This window comes from Falsiroseomonas oleicola (genome assembly GCF_019029495.1).
Lineage (GTDB): Bacteria > Pseudomonadota > Alphaproteobacteria > Acetobacterales > Acetobacteraceae > Falsiroseomonas > Falsiroseomonas oleicola.
Genome location: NZ_JAERQM010000002.1, coordinates 240,923 through 256,052, shown reverse-complemented (window position 1 = coordinate 256,052; position 15,130 = coordinate 240,923). Strand labels below are relative to the sequence as shown.

Genomic DNA, 15,130 nt, shown 5'->3' with positions numbered 1-15,130 from the left:
CCTGGGCCGTGCGAGGCCGTCCCGGAAGGGCCGCGCATCGCGCGCGGCCCCCGGCCTCAGCTTCTCACGGCACGTCCTGTGGGAAGCGAAGGCGCCTCAGCGGAACGGCATGGCGTAGAGAATGCCGCCATTGGTCCAGAGCGCGTTCAGCGAGCGTTCCCGCGGAATGCCGATCGGCGTATTGGCGCCGACATTGCGCTCATAGGTTTCGCCGTAATTGCCGATATGGCGCAGCACCCGCACCATGAAATCGGCCGGCAGGCCCATGCCCTGGCCGACATTGCCCTCCACGCCCAGCAGCCGCTTGATGCCGGGATTCGGCGATTGCAGCATCTGCGTGACATTGGCGGAGGTGACGCCCATCTCCTCGGCCTCGATCATGCCGTAGAGCACCCAGCGGACGATATCGCCCCAGTTGTTGTCGCCATGCCGCACCACGGGACCCAGCGGTTCCTTGGAGATGGTCTCCGGCAGGATGATGTGGTCGTTCGGGGTCGGGAAGGCGGAACGGCGCGCGGCCAGGCCCGACTTGTCGTTGGTATAGGCGTCGCAGCCGCCGCCCAGATAGGTCTCCACCAGCACGTTGACGTTCTCATTCGTCACGGCGGTGAAGCGCATGTTGTTGGCGCGGAAATAGTCGGCGAGGTTCAGCTCCGTCGTCGTGCCGGTCAGCACGCAGATGGTCGCGCCATCGAGCTGCCGGGCGGAGGTGATGTTGGAGGCGCGCGGCACCACGAAGCCCTGGCCGTCGTAGAAATTCACGCCGGCGAATTCCAGGCCGAGCTGGCCGTCACGCACCGCGGTCCAGGTGGTGGTGCGCGACAGCATGTCGCTCTCGCCATTGGCGAGCGAGGTGAAGCGCACCGCGGAGGTCACCGACTGGTACTGCACCTTGCTGGGATCGTCGAAGATCGCGGCGGCCACGGCGCGGCACACATCGACATCCATGCCCGACCAGGTGCCATTCGCCGCCAGGGCGTAGAAGCCCGGGGTGGGCAGCCCGACCTGACAGTTCAGGCTGCCGCGCTGCCGCACCTGTTGCAGCGTCTGCTGGGCGGAGGCGGTCGCCACCACGCCAAACATCGTCGCCGCTGCCATGAGCAGCGAAACACCGAATTTCATTCCTTCATTCTCCCAGATACCGAACTGAAGCCCTGCAAGTGGCGTGCCATGGCCCTTGAATGGGCCTATGCGCGCAACTGGTCTCAGCCAGACGCCACCTGGGACGGAACGCTAGGTGGAACGGAATGGTGTTTCAAGCGGTATCGGGCAAGGGCGCCTAACGGAACACCAGCACCGGGATCCTGCAGCTTCGCAACAGGGCCGTGGTGGTGCTGCCGAGGATCATGTTGCGCAGGCGGCCATGGCCATAGGCGCCCATCACCAGCAGGTCGATGCCGGCACCCGCCACATGCCCGGCGATCGCCGTCTCCGGCTCGCCCCGCAGAACGGTCAAGGACGCCGTCCTGCCGGCATCGGCCAGTTGCTGGGCCGGCCTGGCCAGCAGCGCGCGCCCGGCCGCCTCATCCGCCGCCACCGTCACCAGCTCGCATTCCAGCCCGTCCAGGGCGGCGGTGCCGGCGGCATAGGCCACCGCCTTCTGGCCCGAAAGCCCGCCATCATAGGCGATGGCGCAGCGCGTCACCGGCCTGAAGGCTCGGGATGCCACCAGCACCGGCAGGGTGCTGGCGCGCAGCACCCGTTCGAGGTTGGCGCCGAGATGGCCCACGGCGAAGTTCGCCGCCTCCCCGCGCTTGCCGATCACCAGAAGATCGGCCTCCGCCTCGAACTCCACCACCGTGTCCACCAGCGCGCCGTGGCGCTGCACGGTGCTGACCTGCGCGACGCCGGCAGCCTTCAGCCGCGCCTCCGCGGCCTCCAGCAGCGCCCGCGCCCGGCGCAGCGAAACCTTGCCGCGCGCCGCATCCAGCTCCGCCAATTCGCGCAGCAATCCCTCCGAGGCATTCACGCCGAGCGCGCCGCTGCGGTCCACCGGCAGGTCGGCCGCGGCCCGGTCCAGCACATGCAGCACGCGGACAGCGGCGCCGCCCATGCGGGCGGAGGCCCAGGCGGCGTGGTCGAGGATGCTCTCGGCATAGATCGAGCCATCCGTGCAGGCGAGAATCCGCGCCATCTTTCCGTTCCCCCTCAATGCATCGCCGGTGCGTCGGATGCGCCCGGCTTGTCGTGTGTGGCGAGCTTGTCCACCAGCGTGGCGCTCGCTTCGTTCATGCCCAGCAGTTCCACCTCCGTGCCCTCGCGGCGGAACTTCAGCACCACGCGGTCCAGCGCGGCGATCGCCGTCAGGTCCCAGATATGGGCACCCGATACGTCGATGACCACGCGCTCGATGGCTTCCTTCAGGTCGAAGGCCTCCCCAAAGCTCTCGGCGGAGGCGAAGAAGATCTGGCCGGTGACGGTGTAGGTGCGCTGCCGGCCATCCGCGGAAAGCGCCGAGCGGATGCGGAAGATATTGGCCACCTTGCGGGCGAAGAAGATGCCGGACAGCAGCACGCCCACCAGCACGCCCTGCGCCAGGTCATGCGTGGCGACCGTGACGCCGACAGTCGCCAGCATGACGATGGACGAGCTCTTCGGATGCACGCGGAGGTCGGCCAGTGACCTCCACGAAAAAGTGCCGATGGAGACCATGATCATCACCGCGACCAGCGCCGGCATCGGAATCTGCCGCACCAGGTCAGCCAGCACGAGAATCAGGAACAGCAGGAACAACCCGGCCCAGAGCGTGGAAAGCCGCGCGCGGCCGCCGGATTTCACGTTGATGACGGACTGCCCGATCATCGCGCAGCCGGCCATGCCGCCAAAGAAGCCGGCGACGATATTGGCGAGGCCCTGGCCGTAGCTCTCGCGGATCTTGTCGGAAGGCGTGTCGGTCAGGTCATCGACGATCTGCGCCGTCATCAGCGATTCCAGCAGGCCGACCACGGCCAGCGTCGCCGAATAGGGCAGGATGATCCACAGCGTCTCCAGCGTCAGCGGCACATCCGGCAGCAGGAAGGCCGGGAACTCCGCCGGCAATTCGCCCATGTCACCCACCGTGCGCACATCCAGCCCGAACCAGATGGCCACGGCGGTGATGACGATGATGGCGACCAGCGGCGAAGGCACCGCTTTCGTCAGCAGCGGCAGCAGATAGATGATGGCCAGCGCCGCGGCGCAGAGCACATAGGTGATCCAGGTGACGCCGATCAGTTCCGGCAACTGCGCCATGAAGATCAGGATGGCCAGCGCATTGACGAAGCCGGTCATGACGGAACGCGAGACGTAGCGCATCAGCACGCCAAGCTTCAGCGCGCCTGCGATGATCTGAAGCACACCGCAGAGCAGCGTCGCCGCCAGCAGGTAGTTGAGGCCGTGCTCCTTCACCAGCGTGACCATCACCAGCGCCATGGCCCCGGTGGCCGCCGAGATCATCGCCGGCCGGCCACCCGCAAAGGCGATGACCACGGCGATGCAGAAGGAGGCATAGAGGCCGACCTTGGGATCGACGCCCGCGATGATCGAAAAGGCGATCGCCTCCGGAATCAGTGCCAGCGCGACGACGGTGCCGGCCAGGATATCGGCGCGGATATTCGAGAACCATTCGGCCTGGAGCCGGGCAAGGGACATGAATCAGGACTCCGGGGAAAAACCCCGCACAGGAGAAAAAGGACGCAGGGCACCAACCGCCATCAGGCGGGGCGCGGAAGGCACGTCACGCCCGCGATGCGGGCGTGGTGCGAAGCGTCAGGGGGGCGTGAAAGCCATGCAGGCCGTGTAGCAGCATGTTGCTGCGCCGCACAACCTTGCTCAGGTGATGACGGAAGGGGCATCCCGGCCGGTATGACGGGCAATCCCAGCAATCTCGCCCGCCGCCGCGATCACCGGCGCCAGCACGGCCTGCGTCTCCGCGTCGTGCCGCGCCACATCGGGCTCGAAGCGCTCGAGATAGACGCGCAGCGTGGCGCCCACCGTGCCCGTGCCGGACAGGCGGAACACGGCGCGGGCATCCTCGGCGAACAGGACGCGCACGCCCTGCTGCGCGGTGACGGAGCCATCCACCGGATCGGTGTAGGAAAAATCATCGCATGCCGCGACGGTCAGCCCGGCGAAGACCTTCCCCGGCAGCGTCGGCAGCATATCGCGCAGCGCCTGCATCAGCCCCTGCGCCGCCCCGGCATCGACCTCCTCATAGTCATGGCGGGTGTAGTAGTCGCGGCCGAAGCGCGCCCAATGGTCGCGCAGGATGGCATCCGCGCGCTGGCCCGTGCTGGCCAGGATGTTCAGCCAGACCAGAACGGCCCAGAGCCCGTCCTTCTCCCGCACATGGTCGGACCCGGTGCCGGCGCTTTCCTCTCCGCACAGGGTGATGCGGCCGGAATCGAGCAGGTTGCCGAAGAACTTCCAGCCGGTCGGCGTCTCATAGCAGGGGATGCCCAGCGCCTTGGCCACGCGGTCCACCGCCCGGCTTGTGGGCATGGAACGTGCGACGCCGGCCAGGCCCCGCGCATAGCCCGGCGCCAGATGCGCCTGCGCCGCCAGCACGGCCAGGCTGTCGCTCGGCGTCACGAACAGGCCGGGGGCCACGATCATGTTGCGGTCGCCATCCCCGTCGGAGGCCGCGCCGAAATCCGGCGCCTCGGCGCCGAGCATTTCCGCCATCAGCTCGGCGGCGTGGACGGGGTTGGGGTCCGGATGGTGGCCGCCGAAATCCGGCAGCGGCTCGGCATTCACCACCGTGCCCGGCGCGGCGCCCAGCGCGCCTTCCAGGATCGCCTTGGCATAGGGGCCGGTCACCGCGCTCATCGCGTCGAAGCGCATCCGGAAGCCGCCGCGGAACATCGCGGCGATGGCGTCGAAATCGACCAGCTTGCGCATCAGCACGGCGTAATCCGCGACAGGGTCCACCACCGCCACGGTGCAGTCACCCAGCGTCACCTCCCCCACCACGTCCAGGTCGAGGTCCGGCACATCGAGGATGGCGTATTCAACCAGCATGCTGGCGCGGCGATGCATGGCGCCCGTGATGTCCTCCGGCGCCGGGCCGCCATTGGCGGCGTTGAACTTGATGCCGAAGTCCCCATCCGGCCCGCCCGGATTGTGACTGGCCGAGAGGATGATGCCGCCGACGGCGCCCGAGATGCGGATCAGGTTGGAGGCCGCCGGCGTTGAGAGCAGCCCGCCCTGCCCCACCAGAATCCGCGAAAAGCCATTGGCCGCGGCCATCTTCAGCGTGGTCTGCACCACCTGCCGGTTCAGGAAGCGACCGTCACCACCCAGCACCAGCGTCGCGCCCTGCCGCGCCGCGCCGATGGTGTCGAAGATCGCCTGGACGAAATTCTCCACATAATGCGGCTGCTGGAACACCGTGACCTTCTTCCGCAGGCCGGAGGTGCCGGGCTTCTGGTCGGCAAACGGCGTGGTCGCGATGCGGCGCAGGCTCATGCGAAGTCTCTCCCATTTGGCGGCACCATCGCCCCGCGCCTTCACACTCGGCAAGGCCCCGGCTGATTACGCTTCGACGAGCCCCCGGTTGCGCAGCAGCGCCGCGACGCTGGGCGGGCGGCCACGGAAGGCCACATACAGCGCCATCGGATCGCGGGTATCGCCGGCCTGGTAGATGGCCTTCAGCTTCGCCGACAATTCGGGATGGAAGGGGTCGCCCGCCTCCTCGAAGGCCTCGAAGGCGTCGGCGTCCAGCACCTCGGCCCACATATAGGCGTAGTAGCCGGCCGCGTAGCCGCCGCCGGCGAACAGATGCTGGAAATGCGCCGGGCGGTGGCGCAGGCCGATCGCCTCCGGCATCCCGATCCCCGCCAGGAATTCGGCCTCGAAGGCCACCAGATCGAGGCTTTCGGGGTCTTCATGGGTGTGCAGCGCCAGGTCGATCAGGGCGGAGGACACGAACTCCACCGTGGCAAAGCCCTGGCCGTCCTGCCGCGCCGCCAGCAGATTGCGCAGCAGCGCCTCCGGCAGCGGGGCGCCGGTTTCGTGGTGGCGCGCATGTTCGCGCAGGATCTCGGGCACTTCCAACCAATGCTCCAGCACCTGGCTCGGGAACTCCACGAAATCCGCCAGCACGGCGGTGCCGGATTGCGACGGATGATGCGCGACCGAGAGCAGCCCGTGCAGCGCATGGCCGAATTCGTGGAACAGCGTCCGCGCCTCGTCGAAGGACAGCAGGGCCGGCGCGGATTTGGCGATGTTGTTGTTGTTCACCACGATGGGTGTCACCGCCCCATCCAGCCCCTGCCCAACCCGGAAGCTGCTCATCCAGGCACCGGACCGCTTGCCCGCCCGGGCAAAGCTGTCCAGCAGGAAGACGCCGCGATGCGCACCCTCCGCATCCTGCATGTCGAAGGCGCGGACATCCGGGTGGTAGACGGGAATGTCCGGGCGCTCGACGAAGCTGACGCCGAACAGGCGGCGCGCGGTGTCGAAAACCGCGTTCAGCATGCCGTCCAGCGGGAAATAGGGCTTGGTCAGGCTCTCATCGATGGCGTGACGGGCGCGGCGGGCGCGTTCGGCATAATGGCGCCAGTCCCAGGCCTGGATCGGATGGCCGGCCAGCGCCTCCAGCTCCGCCCGCTCCACCTCCGCCCGGCGGCGGGCGGGCGCCCAGACCTGGTTGAGCAGTTCGGCCGCCGCCGCGGGTTCCCGCGCCATGTTGTCGGCCAGGCGCCAGGCGGCGAAATCCGCATGGCCGAGCAAACGCGCGCGTTCCCGACGCAGGGCCAGGATTTCGCGAATCAGCGAAAAATTGTCCCGCGCGCCGGTGCCGCGCGCCACCCAGGCGCGCCAGGCCACCTCCCGCAGGTCGCGGCGGGTGGAAAAGGTCAGGAAGGGCTCGATGGAGGAGCGGGACAGGGTGATGACATAGCCCTGCGCCACGCCGCGTTCCCGCGCGGCCTCCCGCGCCGCCTCGCAGGCGAAGTCGGGCAGGCCGTCGAGCTCCGCCTCCGTCAGCACCATCTGCCAGTCATTCTCGTCGGCCAGCACGTTCTGGCCGAACTGGGTGTGCAGCACGGCGAGCCGGGTGGAGATCGCGGCCATGCGGTCGCGCCCGGCCTGGTCCAGCGCCGCGCCGCCGCGCACCAGCCCGGCATGGAGGCGTTCCAGCAGCCGGTCCCGCGCCGGGTCCAGCCCCAGCGTGGCGCGCTGACCCGCCAGGGTGGAGACCCGCGCGAACAGGCCGGGGTCGAGCGTCACGGCGGCGCGGTGCCGCGCGAGCTTCGGCGCATAGTCCCGCTCCACCGCCTGCAGGGCCTCGGTCGCCTGGCTGGAGACGAGGTTGAAGAAGACGCTGCGCACCCGGTCCAGGGTCCGGCCGCTGCGCTCCAGCGCCTCCACCGTATTGGCGAAGGTTGGGGGTTCGGGGTCGGCGGCTATGGCGGCGATCTCCGCCACCTGCTCGGCCATGCCCTGGTCGAAGGCCGGGCCGTAATGTTCGGGCCGGATGAGGTCGAAGGGCGGCACGCCGAAGGGCGTGGTCCAGGGGCTCAGCAGGGGATTGGTGTCCATGGCGCCCAATGTAGGGTGCCCGGCCCGTTCAGGTCACGGGTCCCATCTCCTCCGGTCCATTCGGATCGCCCGGCGCCGTTTCCCAGGCGAGGCCGACGAGCACCACGCTGCGCTTGCCGCCCCGCTCCGCCCGCACCACCAGCGCCCCCTGCTCCTCCATATAGGTCAAAAGCCGCCGCGCCCGGCCGATGGAGCGGCTGCCATAGGCGCGCGCCAGGGTGGCGTCGGAGGGGCAGGGCTGGCGTTCCAAAGCGGCGCGGGCCAGCAGCAGGAAGACGCCCTGCACGTCGTCGGGCAGGGACTCGGCGCGGCTGACGGCCTGCGCCCATTCGCTGCCCTCCGCCACCTCCGCCGCGATGCCGGCACGGGCCGTGGTCAGCAGGCGGCGGAAGGCCGGGATGTCGATGGCCGGGCCGCCGACCTCCTCGATCCGGCAGCGCACCAGAAAGTCCTGGTACAGCACGCTGGCCGGGCGGAAGGGCGCGTCCGGCTCCATCAGCACCTTGGCCAGCACGGCGCGCAGCCTGCGGCGGTGTTCCGCCTGCTCCGCCGGGCTGGCCGGCGCCACCGGCTCGGCGGCCTGCGCGGCGGGGCGGGCCTGGGCGAGCTGGGCCAGGATGTCCGGTGCCGGCGCGCGCGGGGCGCGGCGGGGCAGGCGCAGCGCCTCCGGCTCCGGCGCCGCCAGGATCAGCTCCCGCGCCTCCGCCGCGCTGGCCTGGGAGGGGGGCGGCACCAGCTTCGGCCCGGCGCTGCGCGACCCGGTCTCCACCAGCCCCACCCGCACCCGCAGGGGACGGCGGGAGATGGAGGGGCCGAGCGCCATGAACTGCCCCCGCTCCAGGTCCCGGAACATCTCCGCCTGGCGCCGCTCCATGCCCAGAAGGTCGGCGGCGCGGGCCATGTCGATGTCGAGGAAGGTGCGGCCCATCATGAAGTTGGAGGCCTCGGCGGCGACGTTCTTGGCCAGCTTGGCCAGCCGCTGCGTGGCGATCACCCCGGCCAGGCCACGCTTCCGGCCCCGGCACATCAGGTTGGTCATGGCGCCCAGCGCCGCCCGCCGCGCCTCGTCGGAGGTTTCGCTGGCCGCGGCGGGGGCGAAAAGCTGTGCCTCGTCCACCACCACCATCACCGGGTTCCAGGCATCCCGGTCCACGTCGAACAGCCCGCCCAGGAAGGCGGCGGCGAGCCGCAACTGCGCCTCCACCTCCACATGCTCCAGGTTCAGCACGACGGAGACGCGGTGCCGCCGCACCCGCTCCGCCACCACCTGAAGCGCCGCCTCGGTATGGTCCGCCGCATCCACCACCAGATGGCCGAAGCGGTCGGCCAGCGAGGTGAAGTCGCCTTCCGGGTCCACCACCACCTGCTGCACCCAGGGGGCGGATTGTTCCAGCAGCCGGCGCAGCAGATGCGACTTGCCCGACCCGGAATTACCCTGCACCAGCAGGCGGGTGGAGAGCAGCTCCTCAAGGTCGAATTCGGCCGGGTTGCCGGACGCGGTCAGGCCGATCTCGATGGCGATGGTCATCCAGGACTCCAGAAGGGCGCCCGGCCTCGCCTGGGCCGGGGGCGCGGCGGAGACCCAATACCAATGGCCCGAAACGTTGACACGTTTCAGGCCCCTCAGTCGGTCGTGCCGGAGGCACGCCAAAGGCGTGACGGGCGGAAACCTCCGGTTTCCTTGGCTTCGCCGCATAAGCGGCGGGCCGCATTCGCGGCCTCGGACCAGTCAAGCGACCGGTCCGCTGATATAGCGCCAACCCGGCCCGGACGAAAGCGGCGCCCATCCGCCAGGTGGCAACCCCTTGTCCCGGCGGGATTCCCCCGCGCCACCCTTCAAGCCGCCGAGTCGCCGCTTCAGCGCCAGACGGAAAGGGCCTGAAGCAGGACGGCGCGCGCCGCCTCGGGGTGGCGCAGCCGCGCCACCAGCTCATGCGGCCCTTCCGCCGCCGCCGCCAGCCGGCCCTCCTCGCCCAGCGTCAGGGTCACCTCGCGGGTTTCGAACAGCAGGGGATGGGTCAGCCGCAGCGCCGGCAGCAGCGCCAGGGGCGTCACCCGGGGCCGCCGGAGGCCCAGGCCACTCACCAGCAGGCGGGGCCACAGCGCCCGGCGCAGCGTCGTCGGCAGCGGCGCCAGGTCGCGGAGGCCCAGATGCAGGCCGAGTCCGCTGGCCGGCAGTACCGTCACCCGCGCCTCCGCCGCTTCCAGCACCAGCCGGGCGGCGGCGGGATCGGCCGCGAAATTGGCCGCGCGCCCCCCGCGCCCGCCAGGCGGGGCCACGCCCGGCCCGCCGCCGAGGCACAGGATGCCGGCGCAGCGGCCGAGGAACTCCGGGTCCATCCGCGCTACGGCGGAGGTCCGGGGATGGATGCAACGACCCCGAAAAAAATCCGTGCCAGGGCCGCGCCGGCGCCCCACGCCAGAAATCCGCCGCGCGTTAACCAAGCCCTTACCGCCCTCCCGGCAAAACCTGCCCAGTCGGCATGGGCCGGCTCGGGGATGGCAGGATGCGATCAGCGGGGGTCGGCGCCGAAGGCGCCAGGTTGGGGGACGTGGCATGGGTGGCCTGATCGCCCAGCTTCGTGGCCTGGGCATGCTGCGCCTGGCGGCGCTGGCCGGCATCGGCCTGGCCGTGCTCGGCCTGGTGACCGTGCTGGCGATGCGCGCCTCCGAACCGCCGATGGCCCTGCTGTATGGCGACCTCGACCCGCGCGATGCCGGGCAGATGGTCGCGGCCCTGGAACGCGCCCGCATCCCGCACCGGCTCGCCGCCGGCGGCGCCCAGCTCCTGGTCCCGGAATCGGAAGTGCCGCGCATCCGCCTGATGCTGGCGCGGGAGGGCATGCCCTCCGGCGGTTCCATCGGCTACGAGATCTTCGATCGTGGCGAAAGCCTGACCACCACGCCCTTCCAGCAGGATGTGAACCGGCTGCGCGCCCTGGAGGGCGAGCTCTCCCGCAGCATCCGCGCTTTGGCCGGCGTGCGCACCGCCCGCGTGCACCTGGTGCTGCAACGCCGCGAGCCCTTCTCCCGCGAAAGGGGCGAGGCACAGGCCAGCGTGGTGCTGACCATGCAGGGCGCGCAGCGGCTGGACCGCGAAGGCGTGCAGGCGGTGCTGCACCTGGTCGCCGCCGCCGTGCCCGGGCTGCGGCCGCAGCAGGTCTCCATCGTCGACAGCCGCGGCGAATTGCTGGCGCGCGGCGGCCAGGCCCTGACCGGCCCCGCCGCCGCCCAGACCGGGGAGGAGATGCGCCGCACGCAGGAGCTGCGCCTGGCCCGCGCCGTGGAAGACCTGCTGGAGCGCACGCTGGGCGCCGGCCGGGTGCGCGCCGAGGCCTCGGTGGAGATGGATTTCGACCGGGTGCAGACCACCGAGGAACGCTTCGACCCGGAAAACCAGGTGCCGCGCTCCACCCAGTCCAGCACCGAGAGCAACCGCAGCGGGGAGGCCGGCAACGTCACCGTCGCCAACCAGCTTCCGGGCGCCGAGGCGCAGAATGGCGGCAACCGCAGCGAACAGCAGCGGCAGGAGGAGACGACGAATTTCGAGATCGGCCGCACCACCCGCAACACGGTGCGCGAACAGCCCTCGCTGCGCCGCGTCTCGCTGGCCGTGCTGGTCGATGGCGTCTGGGAACCGCAGCCGGATGGCGCCCCGCCGCGCTTCCGCGAACGCAATGCGGATGAGATCGGCCGCATCATGGCGCTGGCCCGCTCCGCCATCGGCTTCAACGAGCAGCGCGGCGACAAGGTGGAGGTGGTGAGCCTGCGCTTCGCCGAGCCGCCGATCGCCGAGGCGACGAGCGAGGGCTTCTCCATCCTCGGCCAGGCCCTGCCGCCGGCGATGCTCGGGCGACTGCTGGAATCCGGCATCCTCGCCTTGGTCGCGCTGGCCGCCATCCTGCTGATCGGCAAGCCGGTGGCCAACCGCCTGGTGCTGGCCATGACCCCGCAGCCGGTGCTGGTGGGCGTCGGGCCGGATGGCAATACCGTGACCTTCGCCACCGCCGCCGAGGCCGCGATGGCCCAGGCCAATGGCACCATCACAGGCGCCGCCCAGGTGGCCGGCCCGGATGGTACGCCCTTGCTGGCGCAGGAGGGTGGCGAGGGCGGCGCGGTGGATGAGCAGATGGTGAAGCTGTCCAAGGTGGAAGGCGAGATGCGCGCCTCCGCCCTCGCAGCGCTGGTCGAGCTGGTCGAGAAGAACCCTGATGCCGCGGTCACGGTGGTACGCCGCTGGCTCGCTCCCCCGGAGGATTTGTGATGGCGACGCTGACCGGACCGCAGAAGGCCGCCACGCTGATGCTCGCGCTGGGGGAGGAACATGCCTCCAAGATCTTCACGCGGCTGCATGAGGATGAAATCCGCGACCTGTCGCTGGCCATGGCCGCGCTGGGTTCCGTCGGCGCCGCGACGGTGGAGGAGGTGCTGCGCGAATTCGCCGCCCAGCTCGGCCAGGCGGGGCATCTGATCGGCAGCTATGAAAGCACCGAGCGCCTGCTGCTGAAGACGCTGCCGAAGGAACGCGTCGCCCAGATCATGGAGGAAATCCGCGGCCCGGCGGGCCGCACCATGTGGGACAAGCTGGGCAATGTGAACGAGGCGGTGCTGGCGAACTACCTGAAGAACGAATACCCGCAGACCGTCTCCGTCGTGCTGTCCAAGGTCCGCCCCGACCATGCCGCCCGCGTGCTGTCGCTGCTGCCGGAAGGCTTCGCCATGGAAGTGGTGATGCGCATGCTGCGGATGGAGACGGTGCAGAAGGAGGCGCTGGAAGGCGTCGAGCGCACGCTGCGCATGGAGTTCATGTCGAACCTCGCCCGTGGCTCGCGCCGCGATGCGCATGAAGTCATGGCGGAGATCTTCAACAACCTCGACCGTGCCGCCGAGGGCCGCATCCTGGCCGCGCTGGAGGAGCGCTCACGCGACAGCGCGGAGAAGATCCGCGCGCTGATGTTCACCTTCGACGACCTCCAGCGCCTCGACGGCCAGGGCATCCAGGCGCTGCTGCGCGCCGTGCCGAAGGACAAGCTGACCCTGGCGCTGAAGGGCGCGTCGGAGACGCTGCGCGACATGTTCTTCCGCAACCTGTCCGAACGCGCCTCCAAGCTGCTGAAGGACGACCTGGCCGGCATGGGCCCGGTGAAGCTGCGCGAGGTGGACGAGGCGCAGGCGCAGATCGTCGGCATCGCCAAGGACCTCGCGGCCCAGGGCCAGATCCAGATCGCCGATGGGCGCGACGATGAGATGCTGGCATGAGGCTCGCCCTGCGCCTGCCCGACCTCAACGCGCCGCCACCGCCGGCCGCGCCGCCGCCGCCCGACCCGGCGGTGCTGGCCGCCGCCGCCCGGGCGGAGGGCCTGGCGGAAGGGCGCGGCATCGGCCATGCGGTCGGGCTGAAGGAAGGCCGCGCCGAACAGGCGAAGGCGCAGGAGGCGGCGATCCAGCGCGCGGTGGATCGCTGCGCCGCGCTGCTGGCCGAAGCCCCGGAAGCCGGGCGCCGGGTGGCGGAGGAATCGGCCCAGGCCCTGGCGGAGATGTTGATGCAGGCGATGGATCTCGCTCTGCCCGGCGCGCTGGAACGGCTGGGACCGGATATCGTGGCGCGGCTGGTGGTGCCCATGCTGCCCGCCATCGCCGACCGGCCGGAGGCCTTGCTGCATGTCGCGCCCGATCTCGTGACGCCCATCGCCGCCCGGCTGCCGCCCCGCGCGCCGGAGGTGGTGGCCGACCCGGCGCTGGCCCCCGGCGATGCGCGGCTGTCCTGGCGCGACGGGGCGCTGGTGATGTCGCTCGAAGCCCGCCGTGCCGCGATCGCGGAGGTGCTGGCGATCGCCGGGCTGACGCCCGTGAAACAGTCCATGACAATTGAGGAACCCACGCCATGACGGCACAGGATGGTTTCGAGGCCGTGCCCGCGCAGGATGCGCAGCATGGTACCGGCAATACCGGCGGGCCGCGCGACCTGGATGCGGTCTATGACATTCCGGTGCAGGTCAGCGCGGTGCTCGGCCGCGCCACCATGCAGGTCTCCCAGTTGCTGAAGCTCGGCCGAGGCGCGGTGGTGGAGCTGGACCGCAAGCTCGGCGAGGCGGTGGACATCTACGTCAACAACCGCCTGGTCGCGCGTGGCGAGGTGGTGATGGTGGATGACAACCGCCTCGGCGTGACGATGACGGAAATCGTCAAATCCGACCGGGGCGGCTGAGGCCATGGCCCGGCTGCTCATCATCGGTTCGCTGGAGGGGGAGCTGGGCGCGGCGGCGCGCGTTGCCATCGCGCGCGGCGCCAAGCTCGGCCATGCGGAAGGTGTCGCCGCCGGCCTGACCCGGCTGCGCGGGGAAGGCGCCGACCTCGCGCTGGTCGATCTGCGGCATGACGTGGTCTGGCTGGTGCAGGCGCTGGCCGCCGAGCGCATCGCCTGCCCCGTGGTCGCCTGCGGACGCGCCGAGGATGCCGATGCGGCGGTGCGTGCCATCGAGGGCGGCGCGCGGGATTTTCTTCCCCTGCCGCCGGATGCGGACCTCATCATCGCCATGTTGGAGGCTGCCGGCGCGGCGCCGCAGGCCAGCGACGGGCCGGTGGCGCGCGACCCCTCCATGGCGACACTGATGGCCCGCGCCGCGCAGCTCGCGCGCGCCGAGGCTTCCGTCCTGCTGACCGGCGAGAGCGGCACGGGCAAGGAGGTGATGGCGCGGCATCTGCACGCCATCTCCAAGCGCGCCCGCGGCCCCTTCGTCGCGCTGAACTGCGCCGCGCTGCCGGAAACGCTGCTGGAATCGGAGCTCTTCGGGCACGAGAAGGGCGCCTTCAGCGGCGCCGTTGCGGCGCGCAAGGGCAAGTTCGAACAGGCCGAGGGCGGCACGCTGCTGCTGGACGAGATCGGCGAGATGGACCCCCGCCTCCAGGCCAAGATTCTGCGAGTCATCCAGGAGCGGGAGGTGGACCGGCTGGGGGGCGGGGCGCCGATCAAGGTGGATGTGCGGATCATCGCCGCGACGCATCGTGACCTGGCCGCCGAGGTTGTCGCCGGACGGTTCCGGGAGGACCTGTATTTCCGACTGAACGTGGTGGCGCTGCGCATCCCGCCGCTGCGCGAGCGCACCGCCGACATCCTGCCGCTGGCCGAGCATTTCTGCATCCGCTACGCCCAGGTGAACGGCCTGCCGGAACGGCCGCTGTCGCCGCTGGCCCGCCACCGCCTGCTGGCGCATCCCTGGCCCGGCAATGTGCGGGAGCTGGAGAACGCCATCCACCGCGCCGTGCTGCTGGCCGAGGGCCATGAGATCGGGCCGGAGGCGATCGAGCTTTCCCGCCCCGCCGCCCCGCCGGCGGCCCCGGCCCTGCCGGCGCCTTCCGCACCGGCGGCATCCCCGGCGGAGCCGGCCGGTCAGGTCGCCGCGCTGGTCGGCCGCAAGGTGGAGGAGGTGGAGCGGGAGCTGATCCTGGAGACCCTCACCCACTGCCTCGGCAACCGCACCCGCGCGGCGGAGATCCTCGGCATCTCCATCCGCACGCTGCGCAACAAGCTGGGCGAATACCGCACCGCCGGCATCGCCGTGCCGCCCGCGCCCGGCCAGCCACCCTTCCAGATCGCGGTCTGATCCAT

Annotated in this window: 12 protein-coding genes; 5 read left to right on the top strand and 7 right to left on the bottom strand. The window is 70.5% G+C overall.

Features of this window, described 5'->3' with window-relative positions:
- Window positions 1-96: 96 nt before the first annotated feature.
- The 7 genes from JJQ90_RS08080 to JJQ90_RS08050 form a co-directional block, all read right to left on the bottom strand.
- The gene (locus tag JJQ90_RS08080) at window positions 97-1,122 is read right to left on the bottom strand and encodes an amino acid ABC transporter substrate-binding protein (RefSeq protein ID WP_216874212.1); all 1,026 of its coding nucleotides are present in this window, start codon (window positions 1,120-1,122) and stop codon (window positions 97-99) included.
- A gap of 157 nt (window positions 1,123-1,279) precedes the next feature.
- Window positions 1,280-2,134: a universal stress protein gene (locus JJQ90_RS08075; RefSeq protein WP_216874210.1), complete on the bottom strand. Its 855-nt coding sequence runs from the start codon at window positions 2,132-2,134 to the stop codon at window positions 1,280-1,282.
- Between the two features lie 14 nt (window positions 2,135-2,148).
- Window positions 2,149-3,630, bottom strand: a complete 1,482-nt coding sequence (locus JJQ90_RS08070; RefSeq protein ID WP_216874208.1) for a SulP family inorganic anion transporter — start codon at window positions 3,628-3,630, stop codon at window positions 2,149-2,151.
- A 180-nt stretch (window positions 3,631-3,810) separates the two neighbouring features.
- Window positions 3,811-5,445: an alpha-D-glucose phosphate-specific phosphoglucomutase gene (locus tag JJQ90_RS08065; protein ID WP_216874206.1), complete on the bottom strand. Its 1,635-nt coding sequence runs from the start codon at window positions 5,443-5,445 to the stop codon at window positions 3,811-3,813.
- Window positions 5,446-5,511: 66 nt separating this feature from the next.
- Window positions 5,512-7,521 carry a M3 family metallopeptidase gene (locus JJQ90_RS08060; protein WP_216874204.1) on the bottom strand — a complete coding sequence of 670 codons (2,010 nt, stop codon included), beginning with the start codon at window positions 7,519-7,521 and terminating at the stop codon, window positions 5,512-5,514.
- 28 nt (window positions 7,522-7,549) lie between these two features.
- Window positions 7,550-9,049 carry a helicase HerA domain-containing protein gene (locus JJQ90_RS08055; RefSeq protein ID WP_216874202.1) on the bottom strand — a complete coding sequence of 500 codons (1,500 nt, stop codon included), beginning with the start codon at window positions 9,047-9,049 and terminating at the stop codon, window positions 7,550-7,552.
- A 329-nt stretch (window positions 9,050-9,378) separates the two neighbouring features.
- Entirely contained in the window at window positions 9,379-9,861 is a 483-nt protein-coding gene (locus JJQ90_RS08050) for a hypothetical protein (RefSeq protein WP_216874200.1), read from the bottom strand.
- 217 nt (window positions 9,862-10,078) lie between these two features.
- Here JJQ90_RS08050 and fliF point away from each other — a divergent pair, with 217 nt between their 5' ends.
- Genes fliF through JJQ90_RS08025 form a run of 5 tightly spaced genes read left to right on the top strand, consistent with a single transcriptional unit; the run spans window position 10,079 to window position 15,125 of the window.
- Entirely contained in the window at window positions 10,079-11,785 is a 1,707-nt protein-coding gene (gene fliF / locus JJQ90_RS08045; RefSeq protein WP_216874198.1) for a flagellar basal-body MS-ring/collar protein FliF, read from the top strand.
- On the top strand, window positions 11,785-12,780 hold the full coding sequence (gene fliG, locus JJQ90_RS08040) for a flagellar motor switch protein FliG (RefSeq protein ID WP_216874196.1): 996 nt from the start codon (window positions 11,785-11,787) through the stop codon (window positions 12,778-12,780). The genes fliF and fliG overlap by 1 nt, the downstream gene beginning before the upstream one ends.
- On the top strand, window positions 12,777-13,409 hold the full coding sequence (locus JJQ90_RS08035; RefSeq protein WP_216874194.1) for a FliH/SctL family protein: 633 nt from the start codon (window positions 12,777-12,779) through the stop codon (window positions 13,407-13,409). The genes fliG and JJQ90_RS08035 overlap by 4 nt, the downstream gene beginning before the upstream one ends.
- Window positions 13,406-13,729, top strand: coding sequence for a flagellar motor switch protein FliN (gene fliN, locus JJQ90_RS08030; protein WP_230410489.1), 324 nt, complete (start codon window positions 13,406-13,408; stop codon window positions 13,727-13,729). Before JJQ90_RS08035 ends, fliN begins: the two co-directional genes overlap by 4 nt.
- 4 nt (window positions 13,730-13,733) lie before the next feature.
- Window positions 13,734-15,125: a sigma-54-dependent transcriptional regulator gene (locus JJQ90_RS08025; protein ID WP_216874193.1), complete on the top strand. Its 1,392-nt coding sequence runs from the start codon at window positions 13,734-13,736 to the stop codon at window positions 15,123-15,125.
- The last annotated feature ends 5 nt before the right edge of the window (window positions 15,126-15,130 follow it).